Annotated in this window: 26 protein-coding genes and 5 tRNA genes; 26 read left to right on the plus strand and 5 right to left on the minus strand. The window is 40.3% G+C overall.

Going from position 1 to position 25,592, the window contains the following annotated elements; translation table 11 throughout:
• The first annotated feature begins 391 nt into the window (after nt 1-391).
• Complete coding sequence (locus tag IEX94_RS17150) at nt 392-703, plus strand: YolD-like family protein (RefSeq protein ID WP_188859190.1); 312 nt, start codon at nt 392-394, stop codon at nt 701-703.
• A 27-nt stretch (nt 704-730) separates the two neighbouring features.
• Here the strand turns inward: IEX94_RS17150 and IEX94_RS17155 are convergent, their stop codons facing one another.
• Nucleotides 731-934: a helix-turn-helix transcriptional regulator gene (locus IEX94_RS17155; RefSeq protein WP_188859192.1), complete on the minus strand. Its 204-nt coding sequence runs from the start codon at nt 932-934 to the stop codon at nt 731-733.
• A gap of 265 nt (nt 935-1,199) precedes the next feature.
• On the opposite strand from IEX94_RS17155, the gene IEX94_RS17160 reads away from it, so the two are divergent.
• The 6 genes from IEX94_RS17160 (at nt 1,200) to IEX94_RS20345 (ending at nt 4,440) form a co-directional block, all read left to right on the plus strand.
• The gene (locus tag IEX94_RS17160) at nt 1,200-2,447 is read left to right on the plus strand and encodes an FtsK/SpoIIIE domain-containing protein (protein WP_188859194.1); all 1,248 of its coding nucleotides are present in this window, start codon (nt 1,200-1,202) and stop codon (nt 2,445-2,447) included.
• Nucleotides 2,383-2,997, plus strand: coding sequence for a replication-relaxation family protein (locus IEX94_RS17165; RefSeq protein WP_229782780.1), 615 nt, complete (start codon nt 2,383-2,385; stop codon nt 2,995-2,997). The genes IEX94_RS17160 and IEX94_RS17165 overlap by 65 nt, the downstream gene beginning before the upstream one ends.
• Nucleotides 2,994-3,359 (plus strand): TrbC/VirB2 family protein, encoded by a 366-nt coding sequence (locus IEX94_RS17170; protein WP_188859196.1) that lies wholly within the window; start codon nt 2,994-2,996, stop codon nt 3,357-3,359. Before IEX94_RS17165 ends, IEX94_RS17170 begins: the two co-directional genes overlap by 4 nt.
• A gap of 1 nt (nt 3,360) precedes the next feature.
• Nucleotides 3,361-3,567, plus strand: a complete 207-nt coding sequence (locus IEX94_RS17175) for a hypothetical protein (RefSeq protein WP_188859198.1) — start codon at nt 3,361-3,363, stop codon at nt 3,565-3,567.
• A 346-nt stretch (nt 3,568-3,913) separates the two neighbouring features.
• Nucleotides 3,914-4,240, plus strand: a complete 327-nt coding sequence (locus tag IEX94_RS17180; RefSeq protein WP_188859200.1) for a type II toxin-antitoxin system Phd/YefM family antitoxin — start codon at nt 3,914-3,916, stop codon at nt 4,238-4,240.
• Nucleotides 4,240-4,440: a type II toxin-antitoxin system RelE/ParE family toxin gene (locus IEX94_RS20345; protein ID WP_156856582.1), complete on the plus strand. Its 201-nt coding sequence runs from the start codon at nt 4,240-4,242 to the stop codon at nt 4,438-4,440. The genes IEX94_RS17180 and IEX94_RS20345 overlap by 1 nt, the downstream gene beginning before the upstream one ends.
• A 464-nt stretch (nt 4,441-4,904) precedes the next feature.
• Here the strand turns inward: IEX94_RS20345 and IEX94_RS17190 are convergent, their stop codons facing one another.
• Entirely contained in the window at nt 4,905-5,693 is a 789-nt protein-coding gene (locus IEX94_RS17190) for a DUF2268 domain-containing putative Zn-dependent protease (RefSeq protein ID WP_156856581.1), read from the minus strand.
• Nucleotides 5,694-5,745: 52 nt separating this feature from the next.
• Between IEX94_RS17190 and IEX94_RS17195 the strand changes: the two genes are divergently transcribed.
• From IEX94_RS17195 to IEX94_RS20180, 5 genes are all read left to right on the plus strand, one after another.
• The gene (locus tag IEX94_RS17195) at nt 5,746-6,183 is read left to right on the plus strand and encodes a GNAT family N-acetyltransferase (protein ID WP_156856580.1); all 438 of its coding nucleotides are present in this window, start codon (nt 5,746-5,748) and stop codon (nt 6,181-6,183) included.
• 489 nt (nt 6,184-6,672) lie between these two features.
• On the plus strand, nt 6,673-8,424 hold the full coding sequence (locus tag IEX94_RS17200; protein WP_188859202.1) for a sensor histidine kinase: 1,752 nt from the start codon (nt 6,673-6,675) through the stop codon (nt 8,422-8,424).
• Entirely contained in the window at nt 8,412-9,143 is a 732-nt protein-coding gene (locus tag IEX94_RS17205) for a LytR/AlgR family response regulator transcription factor (protein WP_188859204.1), read from the plus strand. The genes IEX94_RS17200 and IEX94_RS17205 overlap by 13 nt, the downstream gene beginning before the upstream one ends.
• A 138-nt stretch (nt 9,144-9,281) precedes the next feature.
• Complete coding sequence (locus IEX94_RS17210; RefSeq protein ID WP_156856577.1) at nt 9,282-10,730, plus strand: carbon starvation CstA family protein; 1,449 nt, start codon at nt 9,282-9,284, stop codon at nt 10,728-10,730.
• A 245-nt stretch (nt 10,731-10,975) separates the two neighbouring features.
• Nucleotides 10,976-11,611: a response regulator transcription factor gene (locus IEX94_RS20180; protein ID WP_308425621.1), complete on the plus strand. Its 636-nt coding sequence runs from the start codon at nt 10,976-10,978 to the stop codon at nt 11,609-11,611.
• Nucleotides 11,612-11,652: 41 nt separating this feature from the next.
• On the opposite strand, the gene IEX94_RS17220 is transcribed toward IEX94_RS20180, so the two are convergent.
• On the minus strand, nt 11,653-12,369 hold the full coding sequence (locus IEX94_RS17220) for a YwaF family protein (RefSeq protein ID WP_188859206.1): 717 nt from the start codon (nt 12,367-12,369) through the stop codon (nt 11,653-11,655).
• 85 nt (nt 12,370-12,454) lie between these two features.
• The gene (gene fabI, locus IEX94_RS17225; protein WP_156856575.1) at nt 12,455-13,231 is read right to left on the minus strand and encodes an enoyl-ACP reductase FabI; all 777 of its coding nucleotides are present in this window, start codon (nt 13,229-13,231) and stop codon (nt 12,455-12,457) included.
• Between the two features lie 351 nt (nt 13,232-13,582).
• Here fabI and IEX94_RS17230 point away from each other — a divergent pair.
• The 9 genes from IEX94_RS17230 to IEX94_RS17270 all read left to right on the plus strand — a co-directional run bounded on the left by IEX94_RS17230 (nt 13,583) and on the right by IEX94_RS17270 (nt 19,498).
• Nucleotides 13,583-13,657, plus strand: a tRNA-Glu gene (locus IEX94_RS17230).
• Nucleotides 13,658-14,190: 533 nt separating this feature from the next.
• Nucleotides 14,191-14,266: transfer RNA gene (locus IEX94_RS17235), tRNA-Thr, on the plus strand.
• A 47-nt stretch (nt 14,267-14,313) separates the two neighbouring features.
• Nucleotides 14,314-14,398 (plus strand) — tRNA-Tyr (locus IEX94_RS17240).
• A gap of 8 nt (nt 14,399-14,406) precedes the next feature.
• Nucleotides 14,407-14,481: transfer RNA gene (locus IEX94_RS17245), tRNA-Gln, on the plus strand.
• Nucleotides 14,482-14,713: 232 nt separating this feature from the next.
• Nucleotides 14,714-14,786: transfer RNA gene (locus IEX94_RS17250), tRNA-Lys, on the plus strand.
• A gap of 259 nt (nt 14,787-15,045) precedes the next feature.
• Complete coding sequence (locus IEX94_RS17255) at nt 15,046-16,335, plus strand: hydroxymethylglutaryl-CoA reductase, degradative (RefSeq protein WP_156856574.1); 1,290 nt, start codon at nt 15,046-15,048, stop codon at nt 16,333-16,335.
• Nucleotides 16,332-17,294, plus strand: coding sequence for a mevalonate kinase (gene mvk, locus IEX94_RS17260; protein WP_156856573.1), 963 nt, complete (start codon nt 16,332-16,334; stop codon nt 17,292-17,294). The genes IEX94_RS17255 and mvk overlap by 4 nt, the downstream gene beginning before the upstream one ends.
• Before the next feature lie 92 nt (nt 17,295-17,386).
• Entirely contained in the window at nt 17,387-18,361 is a 975-nt protein-coding gene (mvaD, locus tag IEX94_RS17265; protein WP_188859208.1) for a diphosphomevalonate decarboxylase, read from the plus strand.
• 12 nt (nt 18,362-18,373) lie between these two features.
• Complete coding sequence (locus IEX94_RS17270) at nt 18,374-19,498, plus strand: phosphomevalonate kinase (RefSeq protein WP_156856571.1); 1,125 nt, start codon at nt 18,374-18,376, stop codon at nt 19,496-19,498.
• Between the two features lie 149 nt (nt 19,499-19,647).
• Here IEX94_RS17270 and IEX94_RS17275 read toward each other — a convergent pair whose 3' ends face one another.
• On the minus strand, nt 19,648-19,821 hold the full coding sequence (locus tag IEX94_RS17275) for an aspartyl-phosphate phosphatase Spo0E family protein (RefSeq protein ID WP_229782781.1): 174 nt from the start codon (nt 19,819-19,821) through the stop codon (nt 19,648-19,650).
• A 192-nt stretch (nt 19,822-20,013) separates the two neighbouring features.
• Between IEX94_RS17275 and sigW the strand changes: the two genes are divergently transcribed.
• The 5 genes from sigW to glmM all read left to right on the plus strand — a co-directional run bounded on the left by sigW (nt 20,014) and on the right by glmM (nt 25,090).
• A complete protein-coding gene (gene sigW, locus IEX94_RS17280; RefSeq protein WP_156856570.1) occupies nt 20,014-20,577 on the plus strand; it encodes an RNA polymerase sigma factor SigW in 564 nt (187 codons plus the stop codon).
• 6 nt (nt 20,578-20,583) lie between these two features.
• Nucleotides 20,584-21,231, plus strand: a complete 648-nt coding sequence (gene rsiW, locus IEX94_RS17285) for an anti-sigma-W factor RsiW (protein ID WP_308425622.1) — start codon at nt 20,584-20,586, stop codon at nt 21,229-21,231.
• 433 nt (nt 21,232-21,664) lie between these two features.
• Nucleotides 21,665-22,480, plus strand: a complete 816-nt coding sequence (cdaA, locus tag IEX94_RS17290) for a diadenylate cyclase CdaA (protein WP_156856568.1) — start codon at nt 21,665-21,667, stop codon at nt 22,478-22,480.
• Nucleotides 22,473-23,699 carry a CdaR family protein gene (locus tag IEX94_RS17295; RefSeq protein ID WP_188859211.1) on the plus strand — a complete coding sequence of 409 codons (1,227 nt, stop codon included), beginning with the start codon at nt 22,473-22,475 and terminating at the stop codon, nt 23,697-23,699. Before cdaA ends, IEX94_RS17295 begins: the two co-directional genes overlap by 8 nt.
• Before the next feature lie 47 nt (nt 23,700-23,746).
• Nucleotides 23,747-25,090, plus strand: a complete 1,344-nt coding sequence (glmM, locus tag IEX94_RS17300; RefSeq protein WP_188859213.1) for a phosphoglucosamine mutase — start codon at nt 23,747-23,749, stop codon at nt 25,088-25,090.
• The last annotated feature ends 502 nt before the right edge of the window (nt 25,091-25,592 follow it).

Raw genomic sequence — 25,592 nt, forward strand, 5'->3', positions numbered from 1 at the left:
TTCAATCGCTCCCTTGTTTTGTTGGATCAACTCCCTGACCTCTTAATTACATTATACAACTATATAATTATATAGTCAACACTTTTTATCAAAGTTTTTTAAATAAATTCTTACCTCTTGAATTAGAATAAACGTTCGTATATAATAAAACACAAATAAGAACAATAGTTCGGAGGGATAGCATGAAAGGATTATTTATCAGGTCCATGGAGAACAAAGAAAAGATCGTTATCTTTTATATAGATAGCAATGGCAAAGTCACACAGCGCTATGTGCGCGTCCTAAAAATGAACGACAGCCACATCTTGGTTTACTGTTACTATCGCAAAAAGGTCCGCACTCTAAAGCTTGATAATATCCTTTCGTGTGGTCCGAGAAAGGTGGCTATATAATGCAGGATAGAGGTACTAAGAAATGGACATCAATCATGTTGCCGGAACATCAACGTGCGTTGCAGGAAATGTGGGAGCAACAAGAATGGAAAGAGAAACCTATATTAGATGAACAACAAATGGTGGAAATTAATATGAAGCTACAGCTAGCTTTGAATGAAGATTTGACTGTAGAGATTGAGTATTTTAAAGATCACGATTACCATAAAGTTAGAGATAAGTTACTGGCTGTTGATCCGTTGAATAATTATTTACGATTAGAGGGTATGGAGTTGCCTTTAGATAGCATAGTTGGTGTTTGGATAGATTGAGCAGGAGTTTAAAGCTCCTGCTTTTTTCTATTTCTCCACAACCTCATATAAATCATCTACCTTACATTCCAACAGTGCCGCAAGTCTGAATAACGTATGAATAGATGGATAACTTTTATTATTAGCCCATCTTGATACGATTTCAGGACTTACTCCTAACTCCCTTGCTATCCATTTTGTCGTTCTTCCCCGCTTTTCTTTCCAGTAGTTAATCCTGCTCATTAGCTTCATCTTTTATCACCTATATGATTATTCAACAAAGTTACTTCATTTCCCTGCAAACAAATATTTCATAAAAAAATAAACTAATTAGTCATAGGACAACTACACACCACAATACAATCTAGTGTACAAAGTAAGATACAATGACTGCATAACACTTTGCATGGGGATTGCATGGTATAAATCCGAATATACCAACAGTTACATCGATCATATAAAAATGCAATCCTCAAGGGACTATCTTTATCAAGATACCAAAAAAGGGGTGCTGCCTTTGTTGTTTGAAATCCTATCAACTGCAAGCATGGGATTAATCGCTGGATCAGCTTATTATTTACAAAACAAAAACTCATTAAATGATCACGACAAAATAATAAAAATTGCAGATGCTGCCGGATTAAAAGCAGGAGGGGAAAGTATACGGATTTTCCGAAAAGTTAGGAGGGAAGAATATACGGAATATGTTTACAAAATACCGCTCGGATTATCCTTTAAGCAATTTGAGGATAACAAGCAATTGTTTATCGATGGGTTGAACAACAAAAGTCAATCAGACGTTAATCTGGCCAACATTAAAAATATTAATTGGAAAGGGGATGTGATGGAGCAAATTAAAAATATATTTAACAACCGCGTAATGTTAGATAAGCACATTGAGATGGAGTATGACGGCATGTTGAAAATGCGGGTTTATGAAAGAGGTTTGGATGAAATGTATCCATATAATGAAGACTTATTAAAGGGGGGGTGGAATGTACCAATAGGGTGTACCCTGAATGAACACATTACTCATGATTTTGAAAGCCGTCCACATATGATTGTTGCAGGAGCTACCGGATTTGGAAAGTCAGAGTTTCTGAAGCTCATTGTATCTGTGATGATTAAGCAACAGCCGGATAATGTGCGATTGCATTTAATCGACTTAAAAGGCGGTAATGAGTTAGGACCATTTAAGGATTTAAAGCAATGCGTTAACTTTGCCCGGGAGCCAAAAGGAGCTAAAAAGGCGCTGGAAGAAATACAAGAGGATATGAACAAAAAACTTGATGATTTATTTGAAAAGGGAATCAAAGACGTTAAAAGGGCGGGGCAGAAAGAACGTGATTTCGTTTTTATCGATGAAGCAGCAGATTTAGATGATGATAGCAGGGATATCGTTGTAGATATTGCTCGGCGCGGTAGGTCAGCAGGGTATAGACTAATTTATGCCACTCAATACCCCACAAACGAAACACTTCCGTCGCAAGTGCGTGCCAATATTGGAGCTCGTGTGTGTTTCAGGCTCGAGACAAATACACAAAGCCGAGCAGTATTAGATGAAGGGGGAGCCGAGGAATTACCGGAAATAGAAGGCCGCGCCATTTTCCGCAGGGTGAAAAATTATATTGTCCAGACACCTTATATAGAAGAAACTGAAATAAATGAGATTATAAAACCACACATCAAGGAGGGAAAGGATGTTTGCCACACGAATGTTAAACAGTCGTCAGGAGCAAATTCTTTTAAACTTGAAACGCTTTGATTATATGACCGTCAAGCAACTACAGCAACTTCATGACTTAAAGAGTGATAGTAATGCTTATCGCGTCATGCGCCAATTAGAGCCATACACAAGCGTTTTTAAAGATGATGGTGTGAATGTATATTATCTCAATAAAGAGGGCAGGGGAGTCGTGAATAGCAAAAAAATCCGTAAGAAACTAACGACTGCACAACACTATTTAATGAGAAATGACTTGTATATCTACCTGGGAATGCCGGGGACTTGGCAAAATGAAATAAGAATGAAGTATGATTTAAATAATGAAAAAATAACAGTTGTAGCAGATGCGCATTACACTTCATTCTCTTACCCCTATAAAAAACATCATATCATTGAAATAGATCATACCCAAAAAATGAAAAAGAATGAAATCAAAATAGAAAAGTATCGCCGACTGATTCAAAAAGGGGTTTTTAACGGAATGCCTAGGTTAATATGGGTCACCACAACGCCGTATAGAAAAGAGGTCCTATCTGATTTAATGGAAGGTCTTGATTATCAGATTTATTTAAAGGAGGATTTACTTTGAAAACTAAAACATATGATTTTAAGTCCTTTATAAGAAAGGAACACGAATCCAATATAAAAGCTCCCACCATATCCCTAATCCCACTAGCCATTGCTCCGTTTATCCCCACACAAGCTTTTGCCGAAACCGCCGACATCCAAAATAAAATGATGACTGCATTTGATCCACTTTTACAATTGATCCAAGGGGCAGCCTATCCAATTGCTTTAGCCGTTGTATTGGGTGGCGGGATATTCATTATATTAGGCAACTCTGACAGAGGTTTTAGCATGATAACCAAAGCATCAATGGGATACGTCCTGATTAGTGTACTCCCTATGATATTTGGTGTTTTAGCGGACGTTATGGCGGGGGTTGTTTAATATGAGTACAGGGTTTGTTACAGAGTACATCCTGAACAAAATAAAATCAGGAGCCACCGACATAGCGGTTAACTATATATCGGCACTCCCAATTATGATAGGTGTTTCTATTGGAGTATATGCACTCCTAAATATGATTAGTAAAACTTTAGCAAAGTTTGGTGTTGTTGGTGTTTTTGTTTATGGCGCACTGATAGTGATTTTCTAACACGCATCTAACGCAAAATAAAATACCATACGAAAAACTTAAAGTTAGATTATATGAAAAATAGTTTCTTCCTATTATATAGTGTAAAATTTAAGTCTACAAAAATGCATTAAATCACCATGCACTTAAATGGTAAGGAAGAGGTCGCAGGTTCAAATCCTGTTGGAAGCTCTTGATGAAACGCTTGTCCTTAAAATAGGGGATAGAGCGTTTTTTGTTTGTAATGAATATAAAGGACTTTATTGTTTTATCTAGAATAAATTTACGTCCCCAATTAATTTAAAATGAATATAATATAAGAATTATGGTATTATAAAGTTATAATAAATGAATGGAGGCGGAGTCATTGATTATAAAGTCATCTACCTCGTTAAGAAATGATTATAATTCCATTTCTAAATTGGCACACGAGAAAGAGAAACCTGTTTATATTACAAAGAACGGAGAAGGCGACCTTGTTCTCATGAGCATTGATGCATTTGAAAAAAGAGAAGCAATCATTGATTTAAAAGAAAAACTATTAGTAGCTGAGGAACAGCGACTAAGTGGTGATAAAACGATACCACTTGATTCTGTCTTCAAAGAATCAAGGAGAAAATTGATGAAAAACTATGACGTAGAACTACTTCCCGCAGCTGATGATGACCTTGATAATATCTTTGATTATATTTAATGGATAATCCTGAAGCTGCGAATGAAGTATTGGATCGAATTATGACCTCTTTAAAGCGTCTTGAAAATTTTCCGTATTCTGGTTCAAAGGTAATGGCAGAAAGTCTCAATCACTTCGAATTTAGAATGGTTGTTTCTGAGCCTTATATAGTTTTTTATCGAGTTATAGAATACACTGAAATACTGCCATTCCATACATGAAATGAATCAAAGGTCAAGTGCAGTTTTACGGTTAAAATTAGGAGAAGGTTCTTAAAATGTATGTAAATGCTCCCCATTTTCAGTGACGAAACAGTGACGACTTTATGGTTATATAAGTCATTTATGTTCAATTGATTTTCTAAAAGTGTTCATTTTACAGGGTTTAGTCGTATAAGTTGCTTATATTTTTAACGATTTACCATGGTAGGGAGAAGAGGGCGTCGGTTCGATTCCGGCTGGAAGCTCTTGATGAAACGCTTGTCCTTTATCTATATGGGAGGATGGAGCGTTTTTTGTTTATAAATAAATAGGGGTACTAACGTTGACTATAAAGTCATCTGCCTCCTCAAGAAGTGGTAATAATTCGCTCTCTAAATTAGCACAAGAGAAACCTTTCTAAGAATGGAGTAGGTAATCTTGTTCTCGACTCGAGTAGTAATGCATTTCAAAGGGAACCAGACGGATTAATCCGTCTGGTTTATTTGTGCGATGGCTAAAGAAGGAATGCTTAGTAATTCTTTTGATGAGGAATTATTCTTTTCCATATATTTTTTAACTAAATAATAACCGACACAATAACCAGCCATTTTTGGGTAACGATGTTGACCATATAAAATAGCATCATGCTTACGGTATGCCTTTGGAAGATGGATAGAAGGAAGGATAAAATTTTTCCAGATTTTCTCTAACTCTTCGTCTGAATAATATTCCGTCCAATCTGCACAATACTTTTTCCCGAATCGTTCCATGACCGCATGTTCCGCTAGTCCTTCTAGGATAATTGAATCCAATAAGTTGTAGTCCTCTACTTTCCTATCATATTTGGCGAGCCGGCAAACATGATGGTATTCATGCGTCAGCAGCGCTTTAATTTCAGTTTTTGAATTATCCCCGGAAATAAATAAAAATAGCTTATCATGAAAGGATAGACCGGCTTTTCCATTGAATGTTTCTCTTAATTCCGTACTATTCCGATCAGACGGAAAGATAAAGACGGGGATGTTCGGTCCATCCCATAGTTGTCTCAACGCTTGTGTTTCTTCATCTATAAATTTCCAACTATTCTTATCCAATAAAATACGAATTTGTTTCTCCACGTCTTGGAAAGGTGGTTGATACATACCATACATCGTTAAATATTGATAGATTTCTGCTGCAGAAACATCCGAAAAATAATTAACTAATAACTCACACATAGCAATCGGTTTATTCCATAAATCAATTAACCATTTATCAGTTTGAACGACACCCATTTTTGAAGCCTCCATATCATATTATTAATTATTACATTCAGGTGGGGTAAATATGTGTATTCGAAAAGCCACGGTGGTTGAATTGGAATATATTTTAGAGCACTCCCCTACTGTCATGCAGGAGGCGACAATGGGGTACAGGAAAGGAAATATAATTACGGCGTCCGAGCTGATGTCACAAACGTTAGCGAACAATGGATATTATCTAGTCTTTGTGGAAGATAGAATAAATAAAGGGTGGCTTGGTGTTTGTGACTTTTATAATTTAGATTCCGAAGAAATACAGGGAATGGTAGTGGAGTTGTATGTTTTTCCAGAATTTCGGCAGCAGGGTATTGCTACGCGTCTACTGGAATATGCGTTAAAAAGCATGAAAGAAAAAGGAATTAAACATGTACAGTTGAATGTTTATTCTGGTAATCAGGCTAAACGTTTATACGAAGAATTAGGATTCCATGAGGTCTCGACTGTGATGGAAAAGAAATTGTGAAGTCTAACCTATAGATTATAAAGGTTAAAATCCAAATTTATTTTTAACACGAATTGCGTGGTACATGATCCTCGCATGATGATTATGCGGAAGTCGCCCGTGCAAATGGGGTTGTAGACATTCTAAGAACTTCTGATCACAATATCTCCGGTCCACGCCACGCTGCAAGCAAAGGTCATGTTGCATGCAGCATGCATCCACTGGATTGGTCGGATATCCCGGACCACTGCAGCTGGGACCACACCAATGATACCCAGGAAATATACATTTTCCGCGTCTATTTTTATCACGCATAATAACCCCTCCTCTTAAATTAAGATATGAAAAAAGGGGACACGGGGTCAGAGCATTTGTCCCTGTCAAGGTGGGACAAATGCTCTGACCCCGTGTCCCAATTTTTAAAACTCCTGTTATAATACAATTTTCAAGTTCATGTGCAAGTGATATAATACTGGTACGATCCTTTTTTATTATCGGGAGGCAGAAGTTATGCTTGAGCTGTTGATTACAATGATTGAGCGGATTGGAATTATTGTAACATTGGCATTTCTATTAACCCGTTTTCGCTTTTTAAGAAATATGCTGAATCAGGAAAAACTTGATCGTAAACAGCAGTGGACTGCTATCTTGTTCTTTGGGTTTTTCGGAATCATTGGAACGTATACTGGCTTAAGTGTGAATCCGGAAAATGTCCAAATCAACCGGTGGATGACGGAGCTGACGATTGATGAAGCAATTGCGAATTCGCGGGTAATCGGTGTCGTGATTGCGAGTCTGCTTGGAGGTCCAGCTGTCGGGATTGGGGCCGGATTAATTGCCGGGATTCACCGGTTTACGTTGGGTGGTTTTACTGCAATAGCATGTGGAAGTGCAACAATCATTGCCGGGATATTGACCTGCCTCTTCTATAGGAGGAAAAAGCTAGTAAAGCTGCGTACAGCTTTCTTCATTGGTGCCCTTGCGGAAGCATTGCAAATGATCATTATCTTAATCGTAGCGAAACCCTTTGACCAGGCACTCGCAGTTGTAAATATAATAGGCATCCCAATGATTGTTGCGAATGGCTTAGGAACAGCTCTCGTATTGTTAATTATTAAGTCTGTCGTTTCCGAAGAAGATAAAGCGGGTGCAGTACAAGCGCAAAAAACACTACGGATTGCCGATAAGACGCTTGCACATATGCGCAGCGGGTTACATACGGTTTCTGCACTTGAGGTTTGTAAGATTATTTATGGGGAAATCCGGGCAAGTGCCGTCTCCATGACAAACAAAACAGATATATTAGCCCATGTTGGACTTGGTGATGATCACCATGAGGCAGAATCACCAATTAAAACAAAAATCACGCACACGACAATTGAACGAGGAGAGCTCATGATTGCTAACTATGACTCAATCCATTGCCAGGTTGAAAACTGTCCGCTCGGCGCGGCAATTATCGCTCCACTTACACAGCAAAATGAAGTGATTGGGACATTGAAATTTTATTTTAGCTCTGAAAGCGCTATCTCCAATGTGGATGTAGAGTTAATAACTGGTCTAAGTAAAATGATTAGTCACCAGCTGGAAATTGCAGCAGCAGACAAGGTGTTCCAGTTGGCGAAAGAAGCTGAGGTAAAGGCGCTTCAAGCACAGATTAGTCCTCATTTTCTATTTAATACATTAAGTACGATTACATCACTCATTCGAATCAATCCATTAGGAGCGAGAAAGCTGTTAGTTTCTTTATCCCATTTTTTAAGAAGAAATTTAGCGAATACGACGGAAACGCAAATTACATTAGAAGAGGAAATGCAACATGTCGAAGCATACTTAGCAATTAAAGAATTTCGTTTTTCAAATCGCCTAACGATTCATTATGAGATTGATCAGTCCGCACTTTCTCAGCGGATTCCACCTTTAACATTACAGCCAATTGTTGAAAATGCGATTATCCATGGATTTAAAGATAAAGAGAAGGATTGTTTGTTGGAAATTCATATCGACAAACAAGAAGAATCTGTTGTTATCCAAGTTATAGATAATGGAAAAGGCATGCCTGGAGATATCGTAGAACAATTCACGCAAGCCCCTGTTCATTCAGAGGAGGGGAGCGGTCTCGCGCTTTACAATGTGAATCGACGACTTGTCATGATGTTTGGTGAGGAGACGAAACTTCATATAGATAGTGAGCCAGGAAAAGGGACGAAGATACATTTTTCCATACCAATAGAGGAGGTTATAGAAAAATGGACAGGGTAATACGCACAATTGTCGTTGATGATGAATTATATAACCGCGAAGATCTGAAACATTTACTAGGGAGTTATCCGCAAGTGGAAGTTGTTGGGGAAGCAGCATCTGGTGAGGAAGCGGTGATGAAAGTCATCCAATTGAAGCCGGATGTTGTGTTTCTCGATATTGAGATGCCAAAGATGAGCGGGATGGAAGTGGCTAAAAGTATGCGCGAATTGAAAAATCCTCCGCTCATTGTTTTTGCTACGGCTTATCCTCAATTTGCAGTAGAAGCTTTTCGTTACGATGCGGTGGACTATTTATTGAAGCCGTATGATGAGGAACTGTTAAGGGAGACGATTGACAGGATTATAGGGAAAATTGGCCCTGGACGGGAATTACCCGCGAACCGGTTAAATGGAAAGCTGGCTGTGCAATCGGACGGGGAAATATCGTACATTGAACCGGAGGATATATTATATATTGCTAAAAGCGAAAAGTATTCTAATGTCGTCACGAAACATGGTGAGTTTGATTCGAATCTGCCACTGAAGGACTTGGGGAATAAGTTAGCTGAATTTGGTTTCTTCCGTATTCATAAAAGTACCCTTGTTAATTTACATTATGTACAGCGGCTCACTCCATGGTTTAATGGAGCTTATCATTTGGAGCTGAGGGAAACAGAAGAAAGGCTCTCTGTCAGCAGGAATTATGTGAAAGATTTACGGAAGGAACTGGAAATCTAGCTGCAATCGATTTGCATCTTATATGTACAAATCTGCATCTTAATTCGTTTATTTTACTTCTTACTTAAAAAAGCATCTCCTTTTACTGAATTTGTCCTATAATTAGAAAATAAACAAAAACAAGAGGGGGGACTTTCCTTGTACACGTTTCTAGGAGGAATAGCATTACTTATAATCGGGTATTTCACGTATGGAAAGTTTATCGAGAAAATGTTTGGCGTCAAAAATGAGCGACCAACACCAGCTTATGTAAATAGTGATGGTGTGGACTACATACCGATGAGCACACTGAAAAACTCTTTAATTCAACTATTGAACATCGCTGGTACGGGGCCTGTTTTCGGTCCTATTATGGGGGCTTTATACGGACCGGCAGCATTTATATGGATAGTGGTAGGGTGTATTTTTGCAGGAGCAGTGCATGACTATTTAACAGGTATGATTTCAATCCGAAACCGTGGCGCTCATTTACCGGAACTTGCAAGTAAATTCCTAGGTAAAGTGATGAAACATATTGTGAACGGTTTCGCAGTCTTACTCCTGCTCCTTGTCGGAACTGTATTTGTTACGACTCCAGCAGAGTTAATGAGTTTGCTGACAGATGGAAAAGTAGCTGCATGGATCTTTGTCCTTTTCATCTTTGCGTATTATATTATAGCTACAGTTCTTCCGGTCGATAAAATTATTGGAAGACTATACCCTTATTTTGGTGCCCTGCTCCTAATAAGCGCATTAGGGGTCGGAATTGGTTTGGTCGTAACGGGTGCTCCAATTCCAGAACTTACATTAGAAAACTTCCACCCTGAAGGAGCAGCAATTTTTCCATTATTATTCTTTACTATTTCATGTGGGGCTTTATCAGGCTTTCATGCAACACAAACACCAATCATTTCTAGAACAACGAAGAATGAAAGAGAAGGGCGTAAAATATTCTATGGCATGATGATTGCGGAAGGTATTATAGCGATGATTTGGGCGGCAGCAGCGATGAGCATGTTTGATGGCTACAATGGTTTGAACGAAATTCTTGCTGCAGGCGGCCCGGGGGCAATTGTGAGTGAGGCATCCTTTACATTACTTGGAGCAATTGGTGGAACGATTGGGGTCCTAGGAGTTGTTGTTTTGCCGATCACTTCAGGAGACACTGCATTCCGCAGTGCGAGAATGATCATTGCGGATTATCTAAAAATTGCACAGAGAAAGCTCTCGAAACGTTTTTGGATTGCAGGTCCGTTATTTATTGTTTCAGCTATATTAACGCAAATTGACTTTAATATTCTATGGCGCTACTTTAATTGGGCGAATCAGTCTACAGCGGTTATAGCGTTGTTTGTAGCGGCAATGTATCTATATATCGCAAGGAAAAACTTCTGGGTGGCACTTGTTCCGGGAACATTTATGCTAGTGATGATTATTACGTATATTCTGTCCCAACCAATAGGTTTTAACTTACCAATGAATCTCTCCTGGATTGGCGGATTTATTGGGGCGGCACTCATCGTTGTACTCTTTTTTAGAGCGGCGAGAAAAGCAAGAGCAAATAATATCCCACTAGAAGTGGATGTTTCCGATTGGAAGGTAGCATAATTATCTAAGTCTTTCATAAAACTCCTTTTAAGTTGAGTATACCTCTGCTTAAAAGGAGTTTTTTATGGACAAATGTGAATAATGTTATAAATTTTTTCTATTTGTGATAAGATAGAACTAGGTAAAAATAAATGGTATGGAAGAATGACAATTTTATTATAGGAATTAATGTTTAGTTTCGTTATGTTTACTAAAAAAGCTTGTGAGGAGAATACAGCAAGCAAAAAACTGGGAGTTGGCAAAAGATGAGTGTTATATCATTTGTGATGGGGACAGAAGTTCATAAGGAAACTATTTTGGAAATGGTGAAAGAACGTCTGCAAAATGATGAAATATATGTATACAAATCTGCATTTATCGATGATTTATTTGAGGCGTCGAAAGAAAGTGATCTTGTCATCCTTGATATGGAAGCATGTATTTCGATACGTGAAGTCACAAGACATTACCGGTTTAGCAATACGAAAATTGCGGTTATTTTATCTGATGAACAGGTGAATGCGATTAACGATTATATTCATTATGATCTAGCCGGTCTCTTCAGTGTTGATATGAGTGTGCAAGAATTTGTGCAGGGAATTGAATATATCCGTAAAGGTAAGACCTATATTCATCCTATTGTTGCGGTAGCCCTGTTTGAGAAGTATAGACAGATTACTCAAGGGGATATCCACCGACCCATCGGTTTATTAACTCGCAGAGAATGGGAAATATTAGGGGAGCTCGTACAGGGTTTTCAAAATGGAGAGATTGCGGCAAACTTAGATATTTCGGATAAGACGGTAAAAAATCATATCACATCTATATTAAGTAAGCTCGGCGTAAAAGATCGAACGAATGCAGTCCTATTAGCATTAAAAGAACGTTGGTTTTATTTGTGAAAAGTTCCCAATTGCCATAGAAAGGCGCATTGGGAATTTTTTCACTTTTGTTGCAATGGACGGTAACTGAGGAATTGCAGGAAGAACACGATAAAGCAAACAAATCCTAAGTTCAAACGATACCAAATTCCGCTGCCGAACCAGTCAAGTGGGGAAGGCGTAGTTGGCGGATGGGATAGATAAAGGTAATTGGCATTCAATAAAGTATTGATGACTAGGCCGACAAGCAATGCGTACATGACTAAGAATAGATATGTTTCAATCATACTTTTAAGTGTGATTGCTCCAGACTTAGCGGCAATAATTGCTACAAAAATTGCTGTTAATGAGATCGCAATATGATGAATGAAAAACTTTACATACCGGAAGTTAGGAAAGTCATAGGGAAGTTCTGGAGTAAGGAGCGCTAAAAATGCTGGGATAAGCCCAATGTAGAATGTAATAACCATGAGCTTCTTATTTAACGTGAATAAAGCAACTGCACCAACTAAACCGGCAATCCCGCAGAGATGAAAAGGAAGATTATGCACCCAGATTCCATGAATGGCTGTCCAAATTTGATATGTAATCTCGCAACCGAGTAAGAGTGTGAACAATGTCCAGCGAATTGTTTCGAACAGCCGCTTTTTCGAGCGGATATGATGATGAAAAAATAATAGCAAGAATGCACCGCTTGCATATAGAAACAGCATAAATAAATGACTCGGTCCAAAAGGGATGAATTTCTCTCCTCCAACCGTTAAAAACCATTCCGCCATTGCACCTTCTCCTTTTCACGGATAATAATAGAAGAAAGACGCTTTTGCATAGATTGCATAAAAGCGTCTCGGTTGTTATCTTTATTTAACCTCCAATAATATGGAAGCCGGAATCTACGTGTAATACTTCTCCAGTTACACCTCTAGCAAGATCACTTAGGAAGAATAAGGTAGCATCTCCTACCTGATCTTGATCGACGTTACGTCGAAGTGGTGCTTTTTCAACAATGACATTCGCCTTCTCGTTAAACCCGGATACACCCTTGGCTGATAGGGTACGAATTGGACCTGCAGAAATAGCATTCACCCGAATATCATATTTACCCATATCTTCTGCTAAGTAACGTACGCTTGCTTCAAGGGATGCTTTAGCGACTCCCATAATATTATAATTCGGGATGACTCGCTCGGCGCCGAGATACGTTTGGGTAATGATACTTCCTCCCTCTGTCATTAATTCTTTCGCCGCTTTTGTAACAGCTACTAAGGAATATGCACTAATCTCGTGGGCGAGCAAATACCCGTCACGGGATGTATCCGCGTATTCGCCTTTCAATTCCTCCCGCTTAGCAAATGCAACCGAGTGAACAAGTCCATGAATGACTCCGACGTTATCTTTGATTTCTTGAAAAGCTTCTTGAATACTTTCATCACTCGAGACATCAAGTGAAACCATTAGTTTGGAAGGAATGTCATGTTCCTCTAATAGCTTCTCTAACTTTTTCTTGGAACGCTCCTGTCTGTTTGTGAAAATTAAGTTTGCTCCTTCGCGGTGAAGGGACTTAGTAATTCCCCAAGCAATACTTCTCTCATTTGCAACTCCCATTACAACAATATTTTTATCCTTTAATAAGCCTGCCATGGTATACCTCCAAAAATCTGTTTTTTCTATTATACCTTATGTTTTGTGTTAGAGAAACTGAAATTGTAGTTTATATCTTAATAGCTGGTCCTAATTAAGAGTATCTTTGCAGCTTGAGTATAGATCATGCTGGTTGTGGTCACTGGAAAGGTTCATTGGTTATCATACACATGAATAATAAAAGAGATAAAGGAGATAGAGAAGCATGCTAAAAGTCTGGATAAATAACTGCCGGAAAGGGTTTAGACTATTTGAAAGAGAAAAACTTTATTTTCCCCCTTTACAAAAGGAGGAATACTAGCTATAATAAAATTCGTCAGTTTGAAAATCTGATCTTTGCCAAATCTTATTGGCCCGTTGGTCAAGCGGTTAAGACACCGCCCTTTCACGGCGGTAACACGGGTTCGAATCCCGTACGGGTCACCATTTACATCTTAAAAACAGCTTACATTCGTAAAGCTTTTTTCTTTTTTACCGGCCTAGCTCATTCGTAGAGCACGCCGCGAATAACATCCTTGAATGATCTTCCTCGAGGCGGCCTGCGAGGAGTGTACACATCACCGAATAAACTTGCAACACGACGAGCTTTCAAACATCTAGCTCATACAATAAAACCAGTACACCATAATATTATGCCGGCCTAGCTCAATTGGTAGAGCACGCCGCTCACTGCTTCTCTGCTATTGCTTCCCCGAAGCGGCCTGCGAGGAGTGTACGCATCACCGAATAATCTTGCAACACGACGAGCTTTCAAACATCTAGCTCAGACAATAAAACCAGTACACCATAATATTATGCCGGCCTAGCTCAATTGGTAGAGCACGCCGCTCACTGCATCCCTGCTATTGCTTCCCCGAGGCGGCCTGCGAGGAGTGTACGCATCACCGAATAATCTTGCAACACGACGAGCTTTCAAACATCTAGCTCACACAATAAAACCAGTACTAAATTATAATTAAGCCGGTCTAGCTCAATTGGTAGAGCAACTGACTTGTAATCAGTAGGTTGGGGGTTCAAGTCCTCTGGCCGGCACCATTTATTTAAATCATATGGTATAAGACAAAAAATATGAAGAATAATATGGAGGGGTAGCGAAGTGGCTAAACGCGGCGGACTGTAAATCCGCTCCCTCAGGGTTCGGCAGTTCGAATCTGCCCCCCTCCACCATTAATTGTTGGGCTATAGCCAAGCGGTAAGGCAACGGGTTTTGGTCCCGTCATTCCTAGGTTCGAATCCTAGTAGCCCAGCCATTTTTATTTTTAATATCGCTAGTCAAGCATCTAGCTTACATAATAAAACCAGCACCAAACTTACAACACGAGCCATTAGCTCAGTCGGTAGAGCACGCCGCGAATAACATCCATGAATGTACTTCTCTGAGGCGGCCTGCGAGGAGTGTACGCATCGCCGAATAATCTTGCGACACGACGAGCTTTCAAACTCTAAGCTCATATAATAAAACCAGCACTAAACTTACAACATGAGCCATTAGCTCAGTCGGTAGAGCATCTGACTTTTAATCAGAGGGTCACAGGTTCGAATCCTGTATGGCTCATCAATCTCACGTATGTAATTAAATGAATCAACCTCTGCAAATAAAACAAGGCTCACGTTTTGGGAGCCTTGTTTTATTTGCAATATAAGTCTTTTTTCAACATAATAGATAGAGAAATTAGCAAGGTGAAGGTTTTTTGTAAAAATAAGTAGCTGTTCCTACAAAAAAGACATGCTATCATGTTATAATCGTTAGGAAGAATTAATGTTTTTAACTAATAAAAACCATTCATTATTATAATATTAAAGGATGATCAGGTATGAAATCGTCCAGAATTTCTGGTTTCTATAAAAAAACAATAGAAGAAAGAAAAGCATTGATCACGGAAATGCATCCATTTACAGAAGAAGACCTTGCTGTATTTGAATCAGTTGCTCCATTAGCCGAAGATACGGCAGATAATATGATTGAAAATGTTGTGGGGACTTTTCAGTTGCCTCTAGGCCTAGGGTTGAACTTTTTAATAAATGGAAAAGAATATACCATACCGATGGCAATTGAAGAAGCCTCTGTTGTAGCATCTGCCAGTCACATTGCGAAAATTGTTCGTGATGCGGGCGGGTTTGTTACGGAATCTACAGAACGCGTAATGATTGGACAGATTCAGGTAGTTGGTTGCTCTGATTATACAGAAGCAAAAGAAGCTGTTCTAGAAAATAAACAAATATTGATTGATGCTGCCAATGATGCTTTTCCGAGCATTGTAACCCGCGGCGGTGGTGCGGAAGATTTGGACGTCCGTATTTTAAATGAAGCAGCGGATTCCAAGTTTGGGAAAATGCTGATTGTCCACCTCTATGTCAACACGGTTGATGCAATGGGCGCAAATTTAGTTAATACAATGGCAGAATCAATTGCACCATTAGTAGAGGAAATTACGCAAGGTAAAGTTTACTTACGGATTTTATCTAACTTAGCGGATCGGAGTTTGGCAAGGGCTCGTTGTATCATTCCTCCTCACTTACTGGGAACGGGAGATTTCTCCGGAGAGGCAGTACGGGATGGTGTCATTCATGCGTATGAATTTGCTGCATCCGATCCATACCGGGCGGTTACACATAATAAAGGGATTATGAACGGAATTGATCCTATTGTAATTGCTACTGGAAATGATTGGCGAGCAGTAGAAGCCGGCGCTCACGCGTATGCAGTTAAGGATGGACAATATACTTCCATGACAACCTGGTATAAGGATGAACAAGGAAACCTAGTTGGTGAGCTCGAGCTCCCAATGTCAATTGGAATTGTCGGCGGGGCAACCCGTGTACATCCAATGGCGAAACTTGCTCTTAAATTATTGGAAGTTAATAGTGCTAAAGAATTGGCTGAGGTAATTGTAGCGGTTGGTCTCGCCCAGAATCTGGGTGCGCTAAAGGCACTTGCGACAGAGGGTATTCAGAAAGGGCATATGACCTTACATTCTCGCTCTGTTGCGATGGCAGCAGGTGCTGCAGGGGAGATGGTTGATATTATAGCACAAGAATTAATTAAAAATAACGATATCCGTGTTGGAAAAGCGAAAGAATTGGTGGAAAAATATAAACGATGAGTGCAGAAAAAGTTTCAACTTCAGCAAAAACAGCTATTGGTATAGCTCATAGTAAATTCATCTTAATCGGCGAACATGCAGTTGTACACGGACAACCTGCAATCGCTATTCCATTTCCACTGATTGGTGTCGAAACGATGATTGAGTATGTGCCTGGCCCGGCAATACTCGACAGCAGTTTCTACTACGGACCAATCCATATGACACCAAAATCATTACGGGGTATTGCCGACTGTATCACGGATACGTTGGAATACCTAGAAATTCCATGTGAGAATCTTGTTATCCGTATCAATTCATCCGTCCCACCTGGAAAAGGTTTGGGATCTAGTGCCTCGGTGGCCGTTTCTGTTATTCGTTCGCTGTTCAATTATGCAGAGCGCGAATGTACGCATGAAGAATTATTGAAGCTTGCGGATATCGCAGAGACTTATGCACATGGTTCGCCAAGTGGCATTGATACATTAACGATTACGGCAAATACACCAATTTGGTTTGAGAAAAATCATCCGATTGAAAGGATTGCCGTGAAAGAAGATTTGTATTTCCTTGTTGCTGATTCGGGACAAGATGCGGATACGAAATCATCCGTTCAATCGGTAACGGATTTGCTAAAGAAAGCCCCGCGTACAATTCAGCGTAAATTGGACCGTATTGGCCAGTTGACCCATGAAGCGAAGGATGCACTTGAGAAAGCGAGTAAGCACTTCCTCGGGTCTATGTTGAATGAAGCGCAGAAAGAACTTGAATATTTAGGTGTAAGTGATGCAGTATTGAACCGTTTAATTCGTTTTGCCAGACAAGAAGGAGCGCTCGGGGCCAAGCTTACGGGTGGCGGAAATGGCGGCTGTATTATTGCCTTAGCTCAAAATGAAGTACATTGTAAGCAATTAGCTGATAAATTAAAACAGTTCGGCGCGCATTCCGTTTGGCCATTTGTACTGAAGAAAAATGGTTAACCTTTTAGAAAGTAACCAGATATCAAGCCTTACGTGCTGCTATTTGGTTACTTTCATTTGTATATGAAATTATTTAGGTAAAGGGGATTATTATGAAAGCTACAGCTAAAGCACATACAAATATTGCCTTAATTAAGTATTGGGGAAAGCGGAATGAAGAACTGATTTTACCCACAAACAACAGTCTTTCCCTAACATTGGACGGGTTTTACACAACGACTACTGTAGACTTTCAAGAAGATCTCAAAGCAGATAGTTTCGAGTTGAATGGGATACCTGAACAAGGTGAAGCATATAAACGGGTAACCGCTTTTCTTGAATTAGTCCGGAAAATGGCGGGCAAGGAAGTTTACGCACATGTTGCATCGGACAATCAGGTACCTACTGCAGCTGGATTTGCGTCATCTGCGTCAGGCTTTGCGGCGCTTGCTGCAGCCGCCTCTAAGGCAATCGGGCTAGATCTAGATGATAAAGAATTATCACGCTTAACAAGGCGTGGTTCAGGTTCTTCCAGCCGTTCAATCTACGGTGGTTTTGCGGAGTGGCAAATGGGGGAGAAGAAAGATGGTTCTGATTCTTATGCTGTTCCTATTGCAGATGAGAATCATTGGGATATCCGGATGGCCGGTGTCGTACTAACTTCGGAAATGAAAAAGATTTCAAGCCGAGCAGGAATGCGCCGGACGGTTGAAACTTCGCCATTCTATGAAGGCTGGTTGAAGAGCATACCGGAAGACCTAACAGGAATAAAAGAGGCAATTCAGGAAAAAAATTTCATCCAAGTAGGAGAAATTGCGGAAGCGAACTGCTTGAAGATGCATGCTACTTCATTAGGTGCGAAACCACCATTTACATATTGGCTGGATTCCACAATTCGTGTGATGCGACAAGTACAGAAAATGCGGGAACAAGGAATACCAGCATATTTTACAATCGATGCCGGTCCAAATGTGAAGGTGCTTTATTTACCAGAACATGAGGCAGAGGTTGAACGGATGCTTCGGGAAGTCCCTGGTGTAACTGATGTCATTCTCAGTAAACCAGGTCCAGGAGTAAGCTATCTTTAGGAGTGGAATAAGTTGTCGACGAATAAATTGACGATAAAAGTACCAGGTAAATTGATGGTTGCCGGTGAATTTGCGGTTCTAATTCCCCATCACCATCTTGCGGTCACGGCCGTAGATCGATTTGTTTATGCAACGATAGAGGATGCCGAACAGAGAACACTTACGTTGGAAGATTACCAGTTGGAAGATTTATCTTGGGGTTATAAGGATGGAAAAGTTACCATTCAATCTGCGGACGATCGTCTTTCTTTCGTAAAAGAAGCGATGGAAGTGACTTGTACGTATCTTGCAGAAGCGGGTGTAGAGATGGATCATTTCAACTTGGCTGTTCGCAGTGAGCTTGATGATGCATCAGGGGTGAAATATGGTCTCGGGTCTAGTGCGGCGGTTGTTACAGCGGTTGTTACAGCAATTATGGCCCGTTTTACAAAAGAAGAGCTGGATAAGGATGTCATTTTTAAATTAGCTGCCTTAGCCCATGTTAACATTCAAGGCAGTGGTTCGGGTGCAGATGTAGCTGCCTCTGTTTATGGTGGGATTTTACAGTATTCCTCTTTCCAAGCGGAATGGCTGCTCGATGCTTCTAAAAGTGCTGCTTCCATCCATGAATTACTGGAAGCGGATTGGATTTATCTATCGATCAAGCGTTTAACTTTGCCGACATCTGTTTCTTTTTGTGTTGGCTGGACAGGGAATCCGGCATCAACGACTAAACTTGTCGGGCGAATATTGAAGCTGCAGGATGACAATCCGCAAGCTTTTAAAGAATTCTTAGCGAAAAGCGAACGAGCAGTACATACTTTGCTTACAGGAATGGAAGAAGAGAATCAGGAACTTCTTTTTAGCGGGGTAAAAGCAAATAGGAAGGCCCTCGCTACTGTTGGAAACAATGCGGATGTATCGATTGAAACAGCGTTGCTCGGAACGTTATGCGACCTAGCGGATGGGTTAGGTGGAGCAGGTAAACCTTCCGGAGCTGGCGGTGGAGATTGCGGCATTGCTTTTATGCCGAGTAAGCGTCAGGCTGAACAATTATTCTCGTCCTGGGAAAAGGCTGGGATTAAGCCGCTTTCCATCACCTCACACCCTGAAGGGGCAACAGTGATTGAGTCTAAAAAAAATATAAAAAAGACATAAATCTCTTGTGTGGTGAGATTTATGTCTTTTTCTTACTTAGTTGGTCTTACTAGTTGAAATTCGTATACTCTTTCTTTTAAAAATCAAATACCGATAATATTTAATGTGGTTGCGGAGTTGACCGTCAACACTCGAATTTATTTGATTGTTTATCTGGAGGCTAATTCATAGTAATTATCATAGTTTTGATATTTATTAATGAGTGTGTCCAATTTCATACTAGATTCTATAACAGCCTGTGAAGTAAGTTCGTGATGGTAACTAAGGGCAATTAATTCCTGCCGGCATGCTTCAATTTTTTCCAACAACATTGATTTACTCACAAAAGCTTCCTCCTATCTAGTATACTATAATAAGAAAATACCCAGGTAATAGCAAGGATAAACCTATGAAAATATAAGATAAATTGATAAGCTATAGTTTGTGCAGATAAAAAATAAAAAAGCGGAATAAAATGAAACCTTTTGAGTTGCTCGTTCGTAATCATAGTACCGCATTATAGGCGGAGGTAAAGTATGGAACAAATAATTAGGGAGAAAATAATATTAGTAAAAAAAGGGGATCAGTCTGCCTACGAAGATTTGGTCTCATTTTACCAAAATAAAATATACCAGCATTGCTACCGGATGCTTGGTAATGCACATGAGGCAGAGGATATTGCGCAAGAAGCTTTCATACGGGCATACGTAAACATTCATTCCTTTGACGAGAAACGAAAATTCTCAAGTTGGCTGTATCGAATCGCCACGAATTTATCAATCGACAGACTCCGCAAACGAAAACCAGATTATTTTTTGGACGCAGAGGTTAAAGGAACGGACGGGTTGGATATGTATTCCCAGCTTCAAAGTGAAGGTGCTTCTTTAGTGGAAGAAGTGGAGAATAATGAACTACAGAGGTATATCCACACAAAGATTTCCGAACTTCCACCGAAATACCGCAGTATTATTATACTGAGGTATTTAGAAGAGTTTTCCTTAAAAGAAATAAGTGAAATATTGGATATCCCAATCGGAACGGTGAAAACAAGGATTCACCGGGGAAGGGAAGCTTTACGGAAGAGGCTTCGTCATGTGTAAAGGAGTGTGGTCCCATTGAAATGTAATGCAGAAACCATCGGGCTGATGCATAAATATTTGGATGGAGATATAACGACAGAAGAAGAGCAACAACTAAAATATCATCTGGAAGACTGTGAAGCTTGTCAGGAGCATTTCCGCGAGTTAAAGCGGACACTTACACTTATCCAAAGTGCCGAACGTTTCGAAGCGCCAGCGAACTTCACAGCGAATGTTATGAAAAACCTCCCGACTGAGAAAAAACAGGTTAAATATTTACGCTGGTTTAAGATGCATCCAATGCTTACGGCTGCAGCTGTTTTCTTTATTCTTATGTTTACCGGCGTCTTTTTTACATGGGAACAAGACAATCAACTCGTCGTCTCGAAACAGGAAAATTTAATTATTGAAGGGGATACGGTAATTGTTCCTGAAGGCGAAGTGGTCGAAGGTGACTTACTCGTTAAAAATGGAAATTTGATTATTAATGGTACGGTTGATGGGAATGTCACATTGGTGAACGGGAAGCTGATTGATGACGATCCACTGGACAACAGAGGTTTAATGGCCTCGGTCGGTGAAATAAATGGAGAATTCGAATCCGTCGACCAAACATTCGACTGGATATTGTACAAACTAAAAGGCTTTGCTAAAAAAGTGTTTTCATTTGAATAACATAACTTGTGAATTAAGACTGAGAAATAACTATTCTAATATGGATTTACGCCATAAATGGAGGGTTATGCCTCAGTCTTTTTTCTTTATTGCATAAGAAGCTATAAAATATAAATGCTATGGATAACATAGATATCCAGGGCTAGCCACGTCCGATCTGCGCCCAGCAACTAACAGAACTTTTGGTGGGACGAGCAGTGCGCAGTCCCAAACTTCACACTCCTCCCCAGGTGTTGGAACGAATCGCGTTTTTAACCTGCAAGGGCGCTTCCGCCTTTGTTAAAGGCTCTAAATCTTAAGGTGGTTGCTTCGCCATTATGTTCACATGAATCCCGGTATTTATGATATAATAAGGAACATGTAATTCATTGTAGATGTATTTTTTGAAAATTAATTATACAATTGTTAATTCATAACTAAAGGACGTGTGACCATGCTCGATGGGGGATTCGACCTGTTAACGATACTTAGAATAACCGTAGACATAGCTCTCATCTGGTATGTGCTATATAAACTGATGATGCTAGTCCGCGGCACGAAAGCTGTGCAATTACTTAAAGGAATTGCCGTCATCTTGGCAATTTGGCTACTCAGTATTGCATTTAACCTCCAGACGGTTCGTTATTTCTCGAACCAGTTTATCCAATGGGGGATTATAGTTATAATTATTTTATTCCAGCCTGAGCTGAGAAGAGCCTTGGAGCAGCTTGGAAGAGGGAGCTTCCTTACGAGGAGTAATAAGTCGAGAGAAGATATGGAAATACAAATTGAGGCAATCGTCCAGTCCACGACTTATATGGCGAAGCGGCGAATTGGCGCGCTCATCTCTATTGAGAAGGAGACTGGGATTGGCGAATATGCGGAGACGGGGATTCCGATTGACGGAGAATTAACCCACCAGCTGTTGACAAATATTTTCACACCGAACACACCGCTCCATGATGGGGCTGTTATTATTAAAAAAGATAAGATTATTGCAGCTGCTTGTTATTTACCGCTGTCAGAGAGTCCATTCATTTCTAAGGAACTGGGAACGAGACACAGAGCTGCAATGGGGATCAGCGAAGTAACGGATGCCCTTACTATTGTTGTTTCAGAGGAAACAGGTGCGATATCTTGCACGATAAATGGCAAGCTGCATCGTGATTTAACGGAAGAAGCGTTAACGGAATTATTAAAAGAACATTTATCCTTGCTTCCAATAACCTCTGAGAAGACGAAAAAACGGAGGGGGAATGAAAATGGATAATTGGTTTCAAAGTAAATGGTTTATTCGTGTATTAGCGCTTGGCTTTGCCATTACTTTATTTATTTTCGTGAATGTAGAATCCAATTCATCCAGCTCTGAATCTGCCATTCCGGGAAGGAATTCACAAACTCAAACACTTGATGATGTTCCAGTGGAAATCGATATTAATTCGGATGATTATGTCGTAAGTGGGGTTCCGGAATATGCAACTGTGACATTAGAAGGTTCTCCCGCAACGATTATGCCGGCTATATTCAATCGTAATTTTACCGTCTACGTAGACCTACAGGGACTTGGAGAGGGAAATCATACGGTAGAATTGCAGCATACGGCTTCTGATGATATTAGCGTTTATATAGAGCCGAAAACAATCGAGGTATCTATCGAGGAAAGGGCAAGTCAGGAATTCCCGATAACGGTGGAATTTTTAAATACAGATCAATTGCCGCCGGGAGTTGAGGTCGGGGGCTATGAATTAGATCAGTCCAGTGTCCAGATTACAACATCCAGAAGAATTATGGAACAAATCGGTGTCGTTAAAATTTATGTTGATGTGGCCGGACAGGAGACTTCGATTTCGAACCGGGAAGTACCGGTGAATGTGTATGATACGCAAGGAAATGAACTGCAAGTTCGCTTGGACCGAGAGACGGTTGTTATATCTGTTGATTTCGTGAGTCCAAGTAAAGTCGTGCCAATTGATATTGAAACAACCGGCGAATTACCAGAGGGCTTTTCCTTGTTGTCCATTTCTGCTAATCTGGATGAGGTTGAGATTTTTGCAGTCAGTGACATTCTCGAACAAATCGAATCCATCTCAACGGAAGAAATCGATCTCTCGGAAATAACGGAATCCGGAACGATCGATGTTGGTTTCGACCTCCCGGATGGTGTATATACAGGAAAATTGGAAACAATTGAAGTATCTGTTGAAATAGAAGAAGCGCGGGTTCTAGAAGACATGGCGATTGAAGAGGAAGAACTTGGGGATGGACTAGCTGTAACGTTTGTCGAGCCAAGTAAAGCTGAAATGGATATTACCGTAACAGGAAATGAAACATTCCTTCGAGAGCTGAGTCCTGATGATTTCCGCGTCCTGGTCGATTTAGCAGGGCTTGAACCGGGTGAACATCTTGTGCCAGTTGAAGTGGAATGGGATGAGGTAGAAGATGTGACAGTTACTCCCGAGTTTGAGGAAATCACAGTTGAAATCGAATAGACTTAAGTAAGTGACTTTTAGATGGTTTATTAAAAGGAGAGGTATGAATGAAGAAGTATTTTGGGACCGATGGTGTCCGAGGTGTGGCGAATAAAGATTTAACACCGGAACTTGCCTATAAATTAGGTCGAATCGGCGGATATGTACTAACGAAGGAAAGGGAAAATCCGAAAGTGATCATCGGAAGAGATACACGTATCTCAGGTCATATGCTTGAAGGAGCTTTGCTCGCAGGCTTACTTTCTATCGGTGCGGAAGTCATGCGTCTCGGCGTCATCTCTACTCCAGGAGTGGCTTATTTAACGAAATCAATGAGTGCTGATGCAGGTATTATGATTTCGGCTTCGCACAACCCGGTGGAAGATAACGGAATTAAATTCTTCGGTCCGGATGGTTTTAAGTTGACGGATGAGCAGGAGGCAGAGATTGAAAAGCTTATCGATGCGGATGACGAACTTCCGCGGCCAATCGGAGCAGACATCGGTACAGTGAATGCTTATTTTGAAGGCGGACAAAAGTATATTTCTTTCTTGAAAGATACGATTGATAATGACTTTGACGGCCTTGCAATTGCTATCGACTGTGCACACGGTGCGACATCCAGTCTTGCAACTCATCTGTTTGCGGACCTCGAAGCAGACATTTACACGATTGGCACATCACCGAATGGCTTGAATATTAACGACGGTGTAGGCTCCACTCATCCAGAAGCGGTAAGAGAGCTTGTATTGGAAAAGGGAGCAGATATTGGTCTTGCATTTGATGGAGATGGTGACCGTTTAATTGCAGTCGATGAGAAAGGTAATATCGTTGATGGCGACCAAATCATGTATATCTGTGGAAAATATATGAAGTCAAAAGGCGTACTTCGTGAAGATACAATCGTCTCAACTGTCATGAGTAATATCGGTTTTTATAAAGCGCTTGAAGAGAATGGCATGCATAGTGATAAAACCGATGTAGGCGACCGCTATGTCATGGAGGAAATGCGTAGAGGCGGATTCAACCTTGGCGGAGAACAATCCGGTCATATTATTTTCCTCGACTTTATTACGACAGGTGACGGTATGCTAACTGCATTACAGCTTGTAAATGTTATGAAAGATACAGGGAAACCTTTATCGGAATTAGCTGGAGAGATGCAAGTATTCCCACAGGTTCTGAAAAACGTTAAAGTAACAGATAAGAATGAAGCGTTGACCAATCCACTTATTTTGGAAGAAATTGATGCCGTGGAAAAAGAACTCGGTGAAAATGGCCGTGTGCTCGTCCGTCCATCCGGAACCGAGCCACTTGTCCGTGTGATGGTCGAAGCGGAAACGAAAGAAGCATGTAATAAATATGCCGACCGTGTTGTTTCCGTGATTGAAAATTTACTTGGGGTAGAGTAATTGATTGAAACTGCTTTCTGTCAAGGGACAAGGGAGCAGTTTTTTTGTGTTTATTTTTCTATTGCTATATCCCCTGCTTATGATGGGACAGTAATCGCTGTTAATTTCCCCATTCCGTGCTCCATCTCTTCCCAAGGGACAGTATTCGCTATTTAATTTCCCATTCCAGAGCTCTATCTTCTCTCAAGGGAAAGTAATCACCGTTTATTTTCCCATTCCAGCGCTCCATCTCCTCTCAAGGGAAAGTAATCAATGTTTATTTTCCTATTCCAGAGCTCCATCTTCTCTCAAGGGAAAGTAATCGCCGTTTATTTTCCCATTCTAGTGCTCTGTCTCTTCGCAAGGGAAAGTAATCAATGTTTATTTTCCTATTCCAGTGTTCCATCTCCTCTTAAGGGAAAGTAATCGCCGTTTATTTCCCATTTCAGTACTCCGCCCCTCCTCAAGGGAAAATAATCACTGTTTATTTTCCTATTCCAGCGCTCCATCTCCTCTCAAGGGA

This window comes from Oceanobacillus indicireducens, from assembly GCF_014647195.1.
GTDB lineage: Bacteria > Bacillota > Bacilli > Bacillales > Amphibacillaceae > Oceanobacillus > Oceanobacillus indicireducens.